The 17,072-nt window shown below is 66.0% G+C and carries 12 protein-coding genes; 6 read left to right on the top strand and 6 right to left on the bottom strand.

The genetic code is table 11. The annotated features are described in order from the left end of the window. Positions 1 to 18 precede the first annotated feature (18 nt). Entirely contained in the window at positions 19 to 1,119 is a 1,101-nt protein-coding gene (locus J3R73_RS17855; RefSeq protein ID WP_307429668.1) for a COX15/CtaA family protein, read from the top strand. Here the strand turns inward: J3R73_RS17855 and J3R73_RS17850 are convergent, their stop codons facing one another. From J3R73_RS17850 to J3R73_RS17830, 5 genes are all read right to left on the bottom strand, one after another. Beyond that, positions 1,120 to 2,406: an O-acetylhomoserine aminocarboxypropyltransferase gene (locus J3R73_RS17850; protein WP_307429666.1), complete on the bottom strand. Its 1,287-nt coding sequence runs from the start codon at positions 2,404 to 2,406 to the stop codon at positions 1,120 to 1,122. A 92-nt stretch (positions 2,407 to 2,498) separates the two neighbouring features. Continuing rightward, on the bottom strand, positions 2,499 to 3,020 hold the full coding sequence (locus J3R73_RS17845) for a CoA-binding protein (protein WP_307429662.1): 522 nt from the start codon (positions 3,018 to 3,020) through the stop codon (positions 2,499 to 2,501). An 88-nt stretch (positions 3,021 to 3,108) separates the two neighbouring features. Further along, on the bottom strand, positions 3,109 to 3,696 hold the full coding sequence (locus J3R73_RS17840; protein WP_307429659.1) for a hypothetical protein: 588 nt from the start codon (positions 3,694 to 3,696) through the stop codon (positions 3,109 to 3,111). A 7-nt stretch (positions 3,697 to 3,703) separates the two neighbouring features. Continuing rightward, positions 3,704 to 4,483, bottom strand: coding sequence for an NAD kinase (locus J3R73_RS17835; RefSeq protein ID WP_307429656.1), 780 nt, complete (start codon positions 4,481 to 4,483; stop codon positions 3,704 to 3,706). A 248-nt stretch (positions 4,484 to 4,731) separates the two neighbouring features. Beyond that, positions 4,732 to 7,575 carry an Rne/Rng family ribonuclease gene (locus J3R73_RS17830; RefSeq protein ID WP_307429653.1) on the bottom strand — a complete coding sequence of 948 codons (2,844 nt, stop codon included), beginning with the start codon at positions 7,573 to 7,575 and terminating at the stop codon, positions 4,732 to 4,734. Between the two features lie 745 nt (positions 7,576 to 8,320). On the opposite strand from J3R73_RS17830, the gene J3R73_RS17825 reads away from it, so the two are divergent. The 4 genes from J3R73_RS17825 (at position 8,321) to J3R73_RS17810 (ending at position 14,467) form a co-directional block, all read left to right on the top strand. After that, positions 8,321 to 9,637, top strand: coding sequence for an N-acetylmuramoyl-L-alanine amidase (locus tag J3R73_RS17825; protein WP_307429650.1), 1,317 nt, complete (start codon positions 8,321 to 8,323; stop codon positions 9,635 to 9,637). A 179-nt stretch (positions 9,638 to 9,816) separates the two neighbouring features. Continuing rightward, on the top strand, positions 9,817 to 12,285 hold the full coding sequence (locus tag J3R73_RS17820) for a penicillin-binding protein 1A (RefSeq protein WP_307429647.1): 2,469 nt from the start codon (positions 9,817 to 9,819) through the stop codon (positions 12,283 to 12,285). A gap of 154 nt (positions 12,286 to 12,439) precedes the next feature. Further along, positions 12,440 to 13,571 (top strand): peptide chain release factor 2 gene (gene prfB, locus J3R73_RS17815; RefSeq protein ID WP_307429644.1). Its coding sequence is split into 2 segments (ribosomal slippage): positions 12,440 to 12,508 and positions 12,510 to 13,571, totalling 1,131 coding nucleotides; the frame shifts between segments, so codons are not numbered across the junction. Between the two features lie 110 nt (positions 13,572 to 13,681). Further along, entirely contained in the window at positions 13,682 to 14,467 is a 786-nt protein-coding gene (locus J3R73_RS17810) for an inositol monophosphatase family protein (protein WP_307429640.1), read from the top strand. Positions 14,468 to 14,605: 138 nt separating this feature from the next. Here J3R73_RS17810 and J3R73_RS17805 read toward each other — a convergent pair whose 3' ends face one another. Next, positions 14,606 to 16,435 carry a PHA/PHB synthase family protein gene (locus tag J3R73_RS17805; RefSeq protein WP_370879948.1) on the bottom strand — a complete coding sequence of 610 codons (1,830 nt, stop codon included), beginning with the start codon at positions 16,433 to 16,435 and terminating at the stop codon, positions 14,606 to 14,608. A gap of 199 nt (positions 16,436 to 16,634) precedes the next feature. Between J3R73_RS17805 and J3R73_RS17800 the strand changes: the two genes are divergently transcribed. Then, positions 16,635 to 16,982 carry a hypothetical protein gene (locus tag J3R73_RS17800; protein ID WP_307429637.1) on the top strand — a complete coding sequence of 116 codons (348 nt, stop codon included), beginning with the start codon at positions 16,635 to 16,637 and terminating at the stop codon, positions 16,980 to 16,982. The last annotated feature ends 90 nt before the right edge of the window (positions 16,983 to 17,072 follow it).

The raw sequence follows: 17,072 nt of genomic DNA, 5'->3' as shown, positions 1-17,072 counted from the left end.
GCAGGAAAGGCACAGGGCGTGACGGCAATCGCGAGCGGATCGGTGGCGGCAGCGCCGGGCAACCAGGATCATTACGGCGTCATCCGCGCCTGGCTGATCGTCGTCGCGCTGATGATCGTCGCGATGGTCGTCGTCGGCGGCGCCACCCGCCTCACCAATTCCGGCCTGTCCATCGTCGAGTGGAAGCCGGTCACCGGCGTCGTTCCGCCCCTGACCGACACGCAATGGGACGCGGCGTTCGCCCAATACAGGACCATTCCGCAATATACCCAGCTCAACCTCGGCATGTCGCTCGACGACTTCAAGTTCATCTATTGGTGGGAGTGGAGCCATCGCCTTCTCGGGCGGCTGATCGGCTTCGTCTTCTTCGTGCCGCTGATGGTGTTCTGGGTCCGCGGCTGGCTGACGAGGGCGCTGGCATGGCGGCTCGTCGGCCTGCTCGTGCTCGGCGGCAGCCAGGGCCTGCTCGGCTGGTGGATGGTCGCCTCGGGCCTCGAAAACCGCACCGAGGTCTCGCAATACCGTCTCGCGATGCATATGACGCTGGCCTGCATCATCTTCACCGCCACGGTCTGGGTCGCCGCTTCGCTGACGCGCAGGGCCGATGGCGACACGCTGCCGCGCCTCGCGAAGGCCATCGCGGCCCTTCTCGTTCCTCTGGTTCTCGTCCAGATCTTCATGGGCGGCCTGGTGGCGGGCCTCAGGGCGGGCCTCTCCTACAATACGTGGCCGCTGATGGACGGGCATTTCCTGCCGTCGACGGGCAATCTCTACATCATGGCTCCCGCCTGGGCGAACCATTTCGAGAATGCGCTCACCGTGCAGTTCCAGCATCGCATGGTGGCCTATCTCATCGTGCTGCTGGCTCTCTTCCAGGCTTTCCTGGCGATCCGGCACGGCAGTGGCGCGGCGCGCGACCGCGCCGTGCTGATCGGGCTCGTCGCCCTCGGCCAGGCGGCCATCGGCATCATGACCCTGCTTCTCGTGGTGCCGCTGTGGTCGGCCATCCTGCACCAGCTGGGCGGCGTCGTGCTGCTTGCCGCCGTCACTGTCCACGCGCAGCGCCTCACCACCACGGCAACCGCGCTCCCGGCGGGAGCGCGGCCGGCCGCCGTCTGATCAGTCGGCCGAAAGGGCCTGGTCGAGATCGGCGATGATGTCCTTGACGTCCTCGATGCCGACCGACAGGCGCACCACGTCCGGCCCGGCGCCCGCCGTGACCTTCTGCTCGTCCGACAATTGCCGGTGCGTGGTCGAGGCGGGATGGATGATCAGCGAGCGCGTATCGCCGACATTGGCGAGATGCGAGAACAGCTTGACGTTCGAGACGACCCTGACGCCCGCTTCGTGCCCGCCCTTCAGGCCGAAGGTGAACACCGCCCCGGCGCCCTTCGGGCAGTATTTGCGCGCCAGCGCATTGTAGCGGTCGGAATCGAGACCGGGATAGGATACCCAGGCCACCTGCTCGTGATCGGCCAGGAATTTCGCGACGGCAAGAGCGTTGTCCGAATGCCTCTGCATGCGAAGCGGCAGCGTCTCGATGCCCGTGAGGATCATGAAGGCGTTGAAGGGCGAAAGGGCCGGGCCGAGGTCGCGCAGGCCGAGCACCCTCAATGCGATGGCGAAGGCGAAATTGCCGAAGGTCTCGCCGATGACGATGCCGCCATATTCGGGGCGCGGCGCCGACAGGAAGGGATAGCGGCCGGAGGCGAGCCAGTCGAACCTGCCGCCGTCGACGATGACGCCGCCGATGGAATTGCCGTGGCCGCCGAGGAACTTGGTCGCCGAATGGACGATGATGTCCGCACCGAATTCGAAGGGGCGGCACAGATAGGGCGAAGCCAGCGTGTTGTCGACGATGAGCGGGATGCCCGCCTTCCTGGCGACGGCGGCGATCGCCGCGATGTCGGTGACGATGCCGCCGGGATTGGCGATCGATTCGATGAAGATCGCCTTGGTCTTCGGCGTCACTGCCGCGGCGAAGCTGCCGGGATCGTTGGCGTCGGCCCAGCGCACGTTCCAGTCGAAGGAGCGGAAGGAGTGGTTGAACTGGTTGATCGAGCCGCCATAGAGCTTGTTCGACGCGATGAACTCGTCGCCCGGCTGCATAAGCGCATGCAGGACGAGGAACTGGGCGGCATGGCCGGACGCCACCGCGAGCGCGGCGGTGCCCCCTTCGAGGGCGGCGACGCGCTCCTCCAGTACCGCATTGGTGGGGTTGCCGATGCGCGAATAGATGTTGCCGAAGGCCTGCAGGCCGAAGAGCGACGCGGCGTGGTCGACGTCGTCGAAGACGAAGGACGTGGTCTGGTAGATCGGCGTCGCCCGCGCCCCGGTGGTCGGATCCGGTTGGGCACCGGCATGGACGGCGAGCGTTGCAAAGCCGGGCTGTTCATCAAGCGGCATGGTCTTTCCTCCTGCGGTCTTCGTGGTTCTTGTCGGGGCCTCTTTTCAGGGAGCGTCCCGGCCCTGTCAACGTGCGGTTGCGCAGGCCCGGCTCAGTCGCGCAGCCCCAGGCGCTGGAATCCGCGCGGATCGCGCGTCGCCCGCTTGGACGACAGGGCTCGCGAATTCACGCCGGCCCAGCCGATCTCGCCGGAAAGGCGGCCATATTCGATCTTGGGGCAGCGGTTCATCACCACCTTGATGCCGGCAGCCTCCGCCTTGGCCGCCGCCGCGTCGTTGCGCACCGTCAGCTGCATCCAGATGACCTTGGGCGGCACCGGGAGAGCCAGCGCCTCGTCGACCACGGCCGCTGCCGCCTCCGAGTTGCGGAAGATGTCGACCATGTCCACGGGGCCGGGAAGGTCGGCAAGGCTGGCATGGACGGGCAAATCGAGGATGGTCTTGCCGGCGAGCCCCGGATTGATGGGGAACATCTCATAGCCGCGCAGCTTGAGATATTTCAGCACGAAGAAGCTGGGCCTGACTTCGTTGGCCGAAGCGCCGACCATGGCGATGCTGTGCGTCGAGCGTAGGATGTCGGCGATGTAGCTGTCGGGATAGGCATCGTGGTTCATGCGAACTCCATGGCGCGCCGGCTCTTCCTGCTGGAAAGCACCGGGACAGAGAAAAGACGGTCCCTTCGAAGCGGTTCCGAGGCCCGGGTCAGTTCGCGTCGGCGATCGGCTTGAGCCTGTCGAGATAGGGCTTGACGATGTCTGCATTGCCGGGCAGGGGCGTCAAGGCCTGCAGCGAGGCATATTGGTCGTCGATCTGCTGCAGGGCTTCCTTCTTCTTGTCCGGCGTCAGGCTGGCATCCGCCTCGACGTCGGCCTTGGCCTTCGCCTTTTCGGCATCGAGATCGGCCGGGGATTTCTCGGGTGCAGCGTGCGCGTCGTCATCCGCGCCGTCGGGAATATCAGCCTGGTAGGCGAGCATGACGGAATCGGTGACGACTTCCAACTCGTCGAAATCCTTGTAGCCATATTTGCTCAGCAGCGCGTCGATGCGCGCCTTGGCCTCGGCAATATCGCTGTAGGCGGGCAGGGACGCGACCGGATCGTCGCCCGGCGTGTCCGAACGGTCGCCATATTGCTTCGTCAGATCGCCCGCGAGGGCGGCAAGCTCCGCATGGGCCGTGATGAAGTTCTCGATCATCGGAGCCGTGAGCTTGACCTGGTCTTCATCCGCCGCCAACGCCACGGCAGGAGCGGCGAGAAAGGCAACCAGGCACAGGCATCGGAGGAGGCGCATCGGCTTTCTACCAGTCGAATTGTTCGCGGAGGATCCGCTCGTCGAGCGAATGCCCGGGATCGTGGAGCATGACGAGGTCCTGCGACAAATCCATGGCGATCTCGACATGGCGCACGTCCTTGACCTCGTTGTTGTCGGCGACGGCATTGACCGGGCGCTTGGCCGGCTCGAGCACCTCGATCGCGACATGGGCCTTCTGCGGCAGGATCGCGCCGCGCCACCGCCGCGGCCGGAACGCCGAGATCGGCGTCATCGCGAGGAGCGGCGCATCCAGCGGCAGGATGGGGCCGTTGGCAGAAAGGTTGTAGGCCGTGGAGCCGGCCGGCGTGGCGACGATGACGCCGTCGCAGATCAGCGTCTCGATGCGGACATGGTGATCGATGGAGATGCGCAGCTTGGCCGCCTGGAAGTTGGCGCGCAGCAGCGACACTTCGTTGATCGCGTAGGAGCGCGAGCGGTTGCCCTGGATGTCCTCGGCTTCCATCGACAGGGGATGTACGACGCTGCGCCGCGCCTTGGAAAGGCGATCGAGAAGATCGTCCTCGTGGAATTCGTTCATGAGGAAGCCGACGGAGCCCCGATTCATGCCGTAGATCGGGATCTTGCGCCCCAGCAGCTTGTGCAGGGTCTGCAGCATCAGCCCGTCGCCGCCGAGGGCGACGATGATGTCGGCTTCCGCGAGCGGCACGTTTCCGTAGCGCTCAGCCAGGGATTTCATGGCTTTCCTGGCGGCCGGCGTGGTGCTGGAGACGAAGGCGATGTTCTTGTAGACGGGCTTGCTGGACACGGGAAATCAGACGCATTCACGGTGAAAACGGGCCGCAGCCGCATCACCTTCCGGCGAAATCACCGCTGAGCATGCGGGACACTATAGCGAAAGCCCCCGCGGCGCCATCGGCTCCGGCACAAAAGCCGAAGGCTGCGGCCCGAAGGCCGGCCGGCCCGGGCATCTCGCCATTTGATGCAATCGGCCCGCGCATGAGGACGCATCGAAACCCCTTCCGGCGGCGCCGGAAGGGGAATGTCGTCAGTTCGTTACTTCTTCGACCACCAGCCCGCCCTCTTCGGCTTGGCCGGATCGATGGCGTCGACATAGACATAGGCGTCCGGGTTGGACACCAGGACTTCGCGGATCGCCGGCGCTGGCGGGGCGGGTTCCGGCTCCGTGGACAGTGCCTCGTCTGCCGCGGGCTGAGCCTCGGCGGCCGGGGGCTCCACCGCCTCGGCCGAAGCGGTGGGTTCCTGAGCCGCAGCGGGAGGAGCGGCTTCCTCGGCCGGACCGGCGGCGGGCTCCGGTCCCTGCTCGGCAAAGGGCTGTTCCGCTTCAGCCGGGGCGGATACGGCTTCCGCCGGCGCCTGCGTCACGGCTTCCGGAGCCGGCGCTGCTTCGGTCGTGATCGGCACCTGCTTGCGGCCGCGTCGCCGCGCCTTGGGAGCGGGTGCGGCTTCCGGTGCCGGCTCTGCGGGGATTTCAGCGGCCGGGGCCGCCTCGGCTGCCTCGACGGCTGCTGCTGCTGCCGGGGCCGCTTCGTCCTCACCGGCGGCGCGGCGTCCGCCCCTGCGTCCACGGCGGCGCCGCTTGGTGTCGTCGGCCTCGGCCGCGCTCACCTCCTCGGCATTCGCCGGAGCAGCCTCGGCCGCCGGCGTGATCTCGCCGGCTTCGGGGGCACCCGGCACCTCGACCTCGACGCTGTCGGCCGGGGTGACGTCACCGCCTTCATCCGCGTCGTCGCCGCTCTCCTCCGCGGAGGCCTGGCTCTCGGTATCCGGGCCGTTGGCGTGACCACGCCGACGCCGACGCCGACGGCGACGCTTGCGTCCGCCATCTGCGCCCTCGGCCTCGCCTTCCTGCGGACGCGCTGCACGGGGGGAAGCCTGCGTCTCCGCCTCTTCCTCGTCCGCGGCGACGTCCACCTCTTCCTCGACTTCCGCCACTTCTTCGACCGGCGGGAAGGAATCGACCTGCACGGTCGTCGAAACGACGCGCGGTTCCTGCGGGGTCGCGAGCTCGCCACGTTCGATCAGGTAGTTCTGGCTGCCGACGATGCTCTCGTCGGCGCTGACGATGATGGCAACGCCGAAGCGTGCCTCCAGGGCATAGAGATGGCCGCGCTTGTGGTTGAGGACGTAGAGAGCCGTGGCCGTGCGCGTGCGCAGGACCAGATTATGCGTCGCGCTCTTGAGCAACTGGTCTTCCAGCGCGCGCAGGATGTGCAGGGCGACGGAGGTGACCGACCGCACATGGCCGCTGCCGCCGCAATGCGGGCAGACCTCGGTGGAGGATTCCAGCACGCCGGTGCGGATGCGCTGGCGCGACATTTCCATCAGGCCGAAATGCGAGATGCGGCCGACCTGGATGCGCGCGCGGTCGTTCTTGAGGCAATCCTTGAGCTTGCGCTCCACCGAACGGTTGTTGCGGCTCTCATCCATGTCGATGAAGTCGATCACGATGAGGCCGGCGAGGTCGCGCAGGCGAAGCTGCCGCGAGATTTCCTCGGCTGCTTCCATATTGGTCTTGAGCGCGGTGTCCTCGATGTTGTGCTCGCGCGTGGCCCGGCCGGAGTTCACGTCGATCGACACCAGCGCTTCGGTCTGGTTGATGACGATGTAGCCGCCCGATTTCAGGCTGACGGAGGGCGAGAACATGGCGTCGAGCTGCGCTTCGACGCCGAAGCGTTGGAAGAGCGGTGCCGCCTCGCGATAGGCCTGGACGTTCTTGGCATGGCTCGGCATGAGCATGCGCATGAAGTCCTTGGCTTCGCGATAGCCGTCGTCGCCGGCGACGATGACCTCGTCGATGTCCTTGTTGTAGAGATCGCGGATCGAGCGCTTGATCAGCGATCCTTCCTCGTAGACCAGGGTGGGCGCCGCCGATTTCAGCGTCAGGTCGCGCACGTTCTCCCACAGCCGCAGCAGATATTCGAAGTCGCGCTTGATCTCGACCTTGGTGCGCGAGGCACCGGCGGTGCGCAGGATGACGCCCATGCCGTCCGGCACGTCCAGCTCTCCGGCGACGGCCTTCAGGCGCTTGCGGTCGATGGCATTGGTGATCTTGCGGCTGATGCCGCCGCCGCGCGCCGTGTTGGGCATCAGGACGGAATAGCGTCCGGCGAGAGAAAGATAGGTGGTGAGCGCCGCCCCCTTGTTGCCGCGCTCCTCCTTGACCACCTGCACCAGGAGGACCTGGCGCCGCTTGATCACTTCCTGGATCTTGTACTGCTTGCGCGAGCGCACGACACGCTCGGGAATGTCATCCGCTGCATCGCCGCCGCCGAGCGCCTCGATATGCTCCTCGTCGCTGCCCGAGCCCACCTCGACGATGGCGCCTCCCGAGGACTCCTCCTCGCCGCCTTCGGAGCTGCTTCCCCGCCGCTCGGGAGCGGCATCCTCGCTCTCGCGCGCGCCGTCGGCGCGGAAGGTCTCGTCGGTGCTCCCGCCGTCATTCTCGTCGCCTTCCGCAGCGGATGAGCGCGTATGCGATTCGGCCTCCGCGGCTTCGCTGCGGTTCTGCCCGCGATTGCGGCCGCGGCGGCGATCCCGATTGCGGCGTCCCTCGCCGCCGTTCTCGTCCTCCTCGTCCTCGTCGCGGTGCGAGCGCTGTTCCTCGGCGAGCAGCGCGAGGCGGTCGGCGACCGGAATTTGGTAGTAGTCCGGATGGATCTCCGAAAAGGCGAGGAAGCCATGGCGATTGCCGCCATATTCCACGAAGGCGGCCTGCAGGGAGGGCTCGACCCTGGTCACCTTGGCGAGATAGATGTTCCCGCGCAATTGCTTGCGGTTGGCAGCCTCGAAATCAAATTCCTCGACACGATTTCCACGCACGACCACGACCCGGGTCTCTTCCGGGTGGGCGGCGTCTATCAGCATTTTGTTGGCCATTATGGTCTCTCTGAAAAGCGCGGGCACGCGATCGCAAATGGCTGCCGGCACGGGGGGCCGGCGCGTCCATGCCGCGGAGGCGGGCGCTTGTTCCGTTGGCGGGGAGGGGGCTCGATGAGAAGCGGCTGGCTTGTTTCGGAAGCGGAAGCGAAAGGGTTCGCGCCATCCCTGCGGGGATTGCTCGTTGCTTGGCGTCACGACGTCCGGGGGATGCTTGTTCCTGCATCGCTCCATCACCGGGTTCAGGTCACGAGGGGGTCTCGCAACGGTGCTCTCGGTCGACGACACAGGACGGAATATCCAATCGGCGCTCGCGCCGATCCGGATCGCTCGATCCGCGTGCCACGCTGATCCTCCGTTTCCTCTAAGGTAACATCAGCCGCCGCATCGATGTTTCGGCTTGGTCGTCACCGCAGACGAACGTCACGCCCCGATGAGGCGTGCACGGTCTGCAGGGACCATTCTGATGCTCGAATTCGGCATGGTCGGAGAACCATTCGAGAGCGAAATTGTTTTATCGATTCCTTGTTTGGTTTGGCAAGGATTTCTATTGGCTGTTGCAATAAAGGCACTAATTCCCGCCCTGTCGCGCGCGCCCGAGGGGGTTTTACGGCTGCTCCCCTTGTTTTGCCGCCGCCGCCCGGGTTAACTGCCCGGCAACATGCTCAGGGCTATGCTTCCCGCTGCCCACAACGTGGAGAATGCGGCGAGAATGAAGCCGGGTGCAGCAATCGCGATCGGGTTATTGGCCGCAGGCCTGTACGGCGCGGTCGCCCATGCCGCGGATGCCCGGCGGCCCGGCCTGCAAACGACCGCGGCCCTGCCTGCACAGAGCGTGCCCGTCATGCCGGCGCCGGCTCCGCCGCCCGCCACCGGTCCGCAGGCGCCGGCGGCGGGGGCCCAGGCCGCCTTCACGGCGACGGACGCGCGTCTCGTCGGCGACGAGAAGCGGACGCGTCTCATCGTCGATCTCACCGGCCCGACCGCCGATCTCAACTTCCACGCCTTCGTCCTCGCGGACCCCTATCGCGTCGTCGTCGATCTCCCGGAAATCGCGTTCGACATCCCTCAGGATGCCGGCAAGCATGCGCGCGGGCTCGTCAGCGCCTATCGGTTCGGGCTGATCGCCGTCGCCCGTTCCCGCATCGTGCTGGACGCCAACGCGCCCGTCTCGGTGGACAAGTCCTTTCTGCTCGACGCCGCCGACGGGCAGCCGGCCCGGCTGGTCATCGATCTCGTGAAGACCGACCGCGCCACCTTCATGCACACCGTGGCGACGCAGCAGGGCTCCGAAGTCACGCCGAATGCCGGTTCGCCGTCGCCGCCGACGAACCTGCTGCCCGAGAGCCAGCCCGGCCTCCCCGTCGTGGTGGTCGACCCCGGGCATGGCGGCATCGACGCCGGCGCGACCTCGCGCGACGGCGCGCAGGAGAAGAACATCGTCCTCGCCTTTGCCAAGATCCTGGCGAGAAAGATCAACGATACCGGCCGGTACCGCGCCGTGCTGACGCGGGACGACGACACCTTCATCACCTTGATGGGCCGCATCCAGTTCGCCCGCGCCAACAAGGCCTCGCTCTTCATCTCGGTCCATGCCGACACGCTTCACGATCCCTTCGGCGTGAGGGGAGCGACCATCTACACCCTGTCCGACAAGGCTTCGGATACCGAATCGGCCCGTTATGCCGAGAAGGAGAACAAGGCCGACGCGATCGCCGGCGTGGATCTGGCATCCGAACCGGGCGACGTCGCCGACATCCTGATTGATCTCACCCGCCGCGAGACCAAATCCTTCTCCAACCGTTTCGCCAATGTGCTGATCGACGAATTCCGCTCTGCCGCCACGCTCAACAAGAATCCGCACCGGTCGGCCGGATTCCTCGTTCTCACCGCCCCCGACATTCCCTCGGTGCTGCTGGAGCTCGGCTATCTCTCGAGCCGGGACGACGTGAAGCTGCTGACGTCGGACGGATGGCGCGACCATGCGGCTGACGCGGTGCTGACCGCCGTCGACGCCTTCTTCGCCGAACGCAGGCGCGGCACGACGCAGGCGCTGCCCTGACGGCGGACACGAGTCGCAGTTTTTCCACAAACCCGGCGCAAAAGCGTTACCGAAGTCCTGCCAAGCTTGGGTTCCATCGCTCCGGCGTGGTAAAGAGCGCCGCAGGTGCGCTGGCGGCGGTTCCCCATGACCGAGGGTATCGCCCGCACGCGCAAGAATAGGCCGATGAAAGCGTTGTGATGAGATTGCTGGCTCGATTTCTTGGATTTCTTTTCACAACGGCGTCGCTGACGTTCCTCGTCGGGGGAGGCGTGGCAGCTTATTACGTGCGCGCCAATACACTCGATCTGCCTGATTATACACAGTTGGAGAACTACGAGCCGCCGGTGATGACGCGCGTCCATGCCGGGGACGGAACGTTGCTTGCCGAATATGCGCGCCAGCGCCGCCTGTACCTGCCGATCGAAGTGGTGCCGCCCCTGCTGATTCACGCCTTCATCTCGGCCGAGGACAAGAATTTCTATTCGCATATCGGCATCGATCCGGAAGGCGTGATGCGCGCGATCTGGCTGAACATCCAGCATCACGGATCCGGCCGCCGGCCGCAGGGCGCTTCGACGATCACCCAGCAGGTGGCCAAGAACTTCTTCCTCGCGCCCGACCAGAGCATCGTGCGCAAGATCAAGGAAGCGATCCTGGCGCTACGCCTGGAGCAGACCTATTCGAAGGACAAGATCCTCGAGCTCTATCTGAACGAGATCTATCTCGGCATGAGCAATTACGGTGTGGCCGCCGCCGCGCTGAACTATTTCGGCAAGTCGGTCGACGAACTCACCGTCGCGCAGGCCGCCTACCTCGCGGCCCTGCCCAAGGGACCCAACAACTACAATCCGATCCGCCAGCACGATGCCGCCGTCACCCGCCGCAACTGGGTGATCGGCCAGATGGTCGAGAACGGCTATGTCAGCAAGGCCGACGGCGAAAAGGCGCAGGCCGAACCCCTCACCATCACGCCGCGCCAGGTGGATGCCTCGCAGAGCTACGCGGCGAGCTATTTCACCGAGGAGGTTCGCCGCGAGATCGCGGAGCGCTACGGCGAGGACAAGCTTTACGAGGGCGGTCTTTCCGTCCGCACCACGCTCGATCCGAAGCTGCAGCGCGAGGCGCGCAAGGCGATGATCGACGGGCTCGTCCACTTCGACGAGCGCGGCGGCTTCCGGGGGCCGATCCGGAACGTGCCGCCGGGGGACGACTGGGGCCAGGCCGTCGCCGGCGAGAAGCGGATGACCGACATCCAGCCCTGGCAGGTCGCCATCGTGCTGGAATCGGGCGACGCGACGGCGCGCATCGGCCTGCAGCCGCCGCTGGACAAGTTCGGCGCCCTTTCCGCCGACCGGCCGACGGGGGTCGTCGATCTCGACGGCGTCAAATGGGCCCGCTGGGCGACCGGGCCGCTCAGGGGCCGGGCCGTCACCCGTGTGAGCCAGGTGCTGAAGCCGGGTGACGTCGTCTATGTCGAGCCCAAGCCCGACGGGCGTTTTCGCCTGCGCCAGATCCCGGAGATTTCCGGCGCCATGGTGGTGGAGGATCCCTATACCGGTCGCGTGCTCGCCATGGTCGGAGGCTTCTCCTACGACCAGAGCGAGTTCAACCGGGCGACGCAGGCCATCCGCCAGCCCGGCTCCTCCTTCAAGCCGTTCATCTATGCCGCCGCTCTGGACAATGGCTATACGCCGGCCTCGGTGGTCATGGATGCGCCGATCGAGGTGGACCAGGGCAACGGCCAGGGCGCGTGGCGCCCCGAGAATTATGGCGGCCGCTTCTACGGCCCGCAGACGCTGCGCTTCGGACTCGAATATTCGCGCAACGTCATGACCGTGCGGCTGGCGCAGGACATGGGCATGCCGCTGATCGCCGAATATGCGCGTCGCTTCGGCGTCTACGACGATCTGCCGCCCTATCTTTCGATGGCGCTCGGCGCCGGCGGCACCACGGTGCTGCGCATGGTGACGGGCTACGGCATGATCGCCAATGGCGGCCGCCTGTTGAAGCCGACCCTGATCGACCGCATCCAGGATCGCTGGGGCCGCACCATCTACAAGCATGACGAGCGGGTCTGCCAGGGCTGCAACGCGGATTCCTGGCATGGCCAGGACGAGCCGAGGCTCATCGACAAGAGCGAGCAGGTGCTCGACCCGATGACCGCCTACCAGGTCACGTCCATGCTCGAAGGTGTCATCCAGCACGGCACCGCGACGGTGCTGAAGGCCCTCAACCGGCCGCTCGCCGGCAAGACCGGAACGACAAACGACGAGAAGGACGCCTGGTTCGTCGGCTATTCGCCCGATCTCGTCTGCGGTCTCTATGTCGGTTACGATACGCCGCGCCATATCGGCAACGGCATCACGGGCGGCAGCCTCGCGGGTCCGATCTTCGGCGAATTCATGCGCGACGCGCTGGCCGACAAGCCGCCGGTGCCCTTCCGCGTGCCGCCCGGCATCAAGCTGATCCGCATCGACCGCAAGAGCGGCATGCGGTCCGCCGGAAACGGCTCGAACTCCTTCCTCGAGGCGTTCAAGACGGGGACCGCGCCGCCCGACAGCTATTCGGTGATCGGCTCGGGTGGCGGCGGCGGGGACGGCAGGGCCATGGACGATGCGCCTCAGGCGGGCGGATCGGTGACCACGGGCACCGGCAGCCTCTACTGACCTTACCTTCCTGCCGGCCCCTCCCCACATGAAGGGCGTGGTCTGCCTCCGGGCAATGGCGACGTCGGGCCTTTTTTGAGGGCGGGCAGTTCACACGGCGCCGGTAAATGCTCTATGGTCCGCCCCCTTTCCGTCTTATCCGAGCGATTCAATCATGCGCGCTGAAATTCTGTCCCTCGCGGACGACATCAAGCAGTCTGCGGGACTGCTGAGGAGGCATCTTTGACTGGGATGCATCCTATGCCCGTCTGCAGGAACTCAACCATCTGACCGAACTTCCCGATTTCTGGAACGAGCCGGAACGTGCGCAGAAGCTGATGCGCGAGCGCACCGATCTCGACGACCGGCTGTCTTCGCTGGTGCGGATCGAGAAGGACCTGGCCGAAACGCTCGAACTCGCCGAACTCGGCGAGGCGGACGGGGATGAAGGCATCGTCGACGAGGCGCAGGCCGCCCTCGTCAAGCTGAAGGCCGAGGCCCAGGAACGCCAGGTCGAGGCTCTCTTCTCCGGCGAGGCGGACGGCAACGACACCTTCATCGAAATCAATTCGGGCGCCGGCGGCACGGAAAGCCAGGACTGGGCCAACATGCTCCTGCGCATGTATACGCGCTGGGCCGAGCGCCATCGCTACAAGGTCGACCTCATCGACTTCACCGACGGCGAGACCGCGGGGATCAAATCGGCGACGATCCAGATCAAGGGCGAAAAGGCCTATGGCTGGGCCAAGGTCGAATCGGGCGTGCACCGCCTGGTGCGGATCTCGCCCTTCGATTCGAATGCGCGCCGGCACACCTCCTTCGCCAGCGTGTGGGTCTATCCGGTGATCGACGACTCCATCAACATCGAGATCAACGAATCGGATTGCCGCATCGACACCTACCGGGCATCGGGCGCCGGCGGCCAGCATGTGAACCGGACCGATTCGGCGGTGCGCATCACCCATCTGCCCTCCGGCATCGTGGTGGCCTGCCAGCAGGACCGGTCGCAGCACAAGAACCGGGCCACGGCCTGGGCCATGTTGAAGGCGCGGCTCTACGAGGCGGAACTGAAGAAGCGCGAGGAGGCGGCGATGGCCACCCATGCCGGCAAGAGCGACATCGGCTGGGGCCATCAGATCCGTTCCTATGTCCTCCAGCCCTACCAGATGGTGAAGGACACGCGCACGGGCCTGACATCGGGCACGCCAGGCGACGTGCTGGACGGCGATCTCGACGACTTCATGAAGGCGGCGTTGGCGCAGCGCGTCTATGGCGGCGGCCCCGAGGCGGTGGACGACATCGACTGACCGCAGAGCGCCGGATCATGATCGTGTCACGACGCACGGTCATGGTCTTCGCCGCGCGGGCCTGCGCCGCGCGGCTGTATTGACCTCCCTCCGAAAGCCACGACATGCCGATGAGCACCGATCCGATCTATCAGCGCTATTCCCTCGCTCACGGTATCGTCAAGGAGGCGGGAGCGCTGGCCCTCGGCTATTTCAACCGCCTCGAAACGCTGACGGTGAAGAGCAAGGGCCTGCAGGATCTCGTCAGCGAGGCGGACCTGCAGACGGAACTCCTGATCAGCCGGCGTATCGCCGAATCCTATCCGGAGGATGCCTTTTTCGGCGAGGAGACGGGCGCCACCGGCCTCCAGGGCGCCCGCGGCGTCTGGGTCGTCGACCCGATCGACGGCACGCAACCCTTCCTGAGCGGCCAGTCCTGCTGGTGCGTCTCCATCGCCTTCCTCTTCGACGGCGAACTCCAGTTCGGCCTCGTCTACAGCCCGAAGGAAGACGAACTCTTCGTCGGCGGCCTGCAGGCGCCCGCGACGCTGAACGGCAGGATCATCCACCCGCAGGCGGGAGCGCGGCTCACCGACGGCGTGGTGAGCATCGGCTACAACAACCGCATCACCCCCGACGATCTCCTCGCCGTGATGGGCCGCCTCCTCCATGCCGGCGGCACCTATCAGCGCAACGGCTCGGGCGCGCTCTGCCTGTGCTATGTCGCCTGCGGCCGGCTGCTGGGCTATGTGGAATCCCATATCAATTCATGGGATTGCCTCGGCGCCATCGCCATCATTCGCGCGGCGGGCGGCCGGACCAACGACTTCCTGGCGAATGACGGGCTGACGGCTGGCAACCGCATCGCGGCGGCTGGCCCGAACGCCTATGAGGCCGTCGCCGCCCTGTTGGGGTAAGGCGTTTCGGGGGCCGCTGCTCGGGCCGTCCCGTTCGTTCCTTCCCTGCCGCAGGCCAGGCGCTTCAGGGGGCCGGGCGAGGCCTCCGCGTGACGTCCGGAGCCGCCAGGCGGCGCCGGATTCGCGCCGGCCTCCCGCCTACGACTTCACCTTGACATAGCTGCCCGGCGCATCGCCGAGGGGCTTGCGCCGCCCGCCCGGCCGACGCCTGGCGGCGGGGATCTCAGCCGGCGCCTGCGCCTTGAGCCAGGCGAACCAGTCGGGCCACCATGACCCGGGATGCTCCACGGCCACTTCCAGCCAGTCGGCATAGGTGCCGGCGGGAGGGCCGCCGAGCCAATACTGGTATTTGCCGCGGGCCGGCGGGTTGATGACGCCGGCGATGTGCCCCGATCCCGCCAGCACGTAGCGAACCGGGCCGGCGAAGGCGCCCGCCCCGGTGAAGACGGAGGTGGCCGGCGCGATATGGTCTTCCCGCGTGGCGAGGTTGTAGACGGGGATCGTCACCTTGCGCAGATCGAGCGTCGCGCCGCCGACCACCATCTCGCCCTTGCTCAGGCGATTTTCCAGGTAGCAGTTGCGCAGGTAGAAGGAATGGTTCTTCTCCGGCATCCGCGTGGAATCGGCGTTCCAGTAGAGCAGGTCGAACGGCGTCGGCTGCTTGCCCCGGACGTAATTGTTGACGAGGTAGGGCCAGATCAGTTCCTGGCTGCGCAGCATGTTGAAGGCCGCCGCCATCTTGGATCCCGCGAGATAGCCGTGCTCGGCCATCTTCCGTTCGATCGACTGGATCTGATCCTCGTCGGCGAACACCTTCAGATCGCCCGCCTGCTCGAAATCGACCTGCGTGGCGAAGAAGGTCGCCGACGAGATGCGCGTGTCGCCCTGGGCGGCCATCCAGGCGAGCGTGACGGCGAGCAGGGTGCCTCCGACGCAATAGCCGACGGCCGCGACGTCCTTCTCGCCCGTGATCTTGCCGATCTCGTCGAGGGCGGCGAGGGGACCTTCCTTCATATATTCGAAGAAGCCCTTATGGCGCTGCTTCTCGTCCGGATTGACCCAGGAGATCACGAACACCGTCAATCCCTGGTCGACGCACCATTTGATGAAGCTCTTCTCCGGCGTGAGGTCGAGGACGTAGAACTTGTTGATCCAGGGCGGGCAGATCAGGATCGGGCGCTTGAGCACGTTCTGCGTCGAGGGAGCATATTGCAGCAGTTCCATCGTGGCGTTGCGGAACACCACCTTGCCCGGCGTGGTCGCCAGGTTGACGCCGACGTCGAATGTCGAGGTGTCGGACTGGCGGATCTTCAGCTCGCCTTCGCCGGCATCGATATCCTCCTTCAGCATATGCAGCCCGCGCACGATGTTCTCGCCGTTCTCGGCCAGGGTGTCGCGGAGCAGCGAGGGGTTGGTCGCGATGAAATTGCTGGGCGAGAGGGCAGCCGAGATCTGGCGGACGTAGAAATCGGCCTTGTGGCGCAGATGCGGATCGAGGCCGTCCGCGTCGCGGACGAGCTTTTCCGCCCAGCGCGTGGTGATCAGATAGGCCTGCTTAAGAAGGTCGAAATACTGGTTCCGGCTCCATTCGGGATCCCTGAACCGGGCATCGCGCGGGTCGGGCTCGGCCGCCGGAGGCGTGTTCTCGCCGGCCATCCGCTGCAGCGATGAAGCCCACAGCGCCATGAAACCGGTGGCGAGGTTCGCCTGTGCCTCGACGGCCCGCTGGGAATCGGTGAGCCAGTATTCGGCGAGGCGTCCGAGCGTCGTCACCGCGTCGGAAACGCTGTCCGCCAGTTCGTTGCCGGCCCGGCCGTCCTCGCGGGGACGCAGATAGGCCGCCATCGCCTTGCCGCCTTCCTCGACGGCGCGGCCCATGTTTCGCGCCAGGGCCTCGACGTCGATCTGGCCGAACGGGGAGGCGGCGTCGGTGAACGGCTTTTCGCCGGATGTCTTGTCGTTCTTCATCGAGGCCTGTCGCCACCTGTGGTTCGAGCCGGAACGAGGTCATGGAGGGCGGTGGCACGGGCGTCCCGCCAAATTGTCGGACCGCCGCTCGCCAGGCAATTTTCCGTTCGGTGTGAACCATGCATTGAATTGCTCGGATTTTCCCTGTTCGCCTGATAGGGACAGCATATAGTCCGATCACGAAGAATGTGAGATAGCCATGCGGATCCTTTCCATCGTCGTCGCAGTCGTCGCCGGTTCAGGCCTTGCCGGTTGCGCGGCCACGTCCCGCGATACGGCCCACACTTTCGGGCTCACCTCCGGGCCTTTGCCCCAGCCCCAGCCCTTCATCGTCGACTCGCGCCCCGCCGGAAGCAAGGTCTATCCGATCGTCGGCACCACGCCGCCCGCCCGCAGCGACCGCGTTCTTTCCATGGAGCAGCGCAAGGCCCTGGAAAGCAGCCTTCTCGCCACGCCGGGACGGCAGGCAACGCCTGCCAAGCCGGCTGGCAAGAAGCATAAAAAGGCCCCCGCCGGGAAGCACAAGCCCGTACCGGCGGCAGATTGAATTCGGCTCAGGCCGGCAATTCTTTTGCCATGATCGGCTGAAATGCTCTAGAAGACGCTCCCGCTTCACCCCGCCCTGATCGCCGCGCGC

Origin of the sequence: Labrys monachus (assembly GCF_030814655.1) — a bacterium.
In the GTDB taxonomy this organism is placed as follows: Bacteria; Pseudomonadota; Alphaproteobacteria; order Rhizobiales; family Labraceae; genus Labrys; species Labrys monacha.
This window is presented reverse-complemented; position numbering and strand designations above follow the sequence as displayed.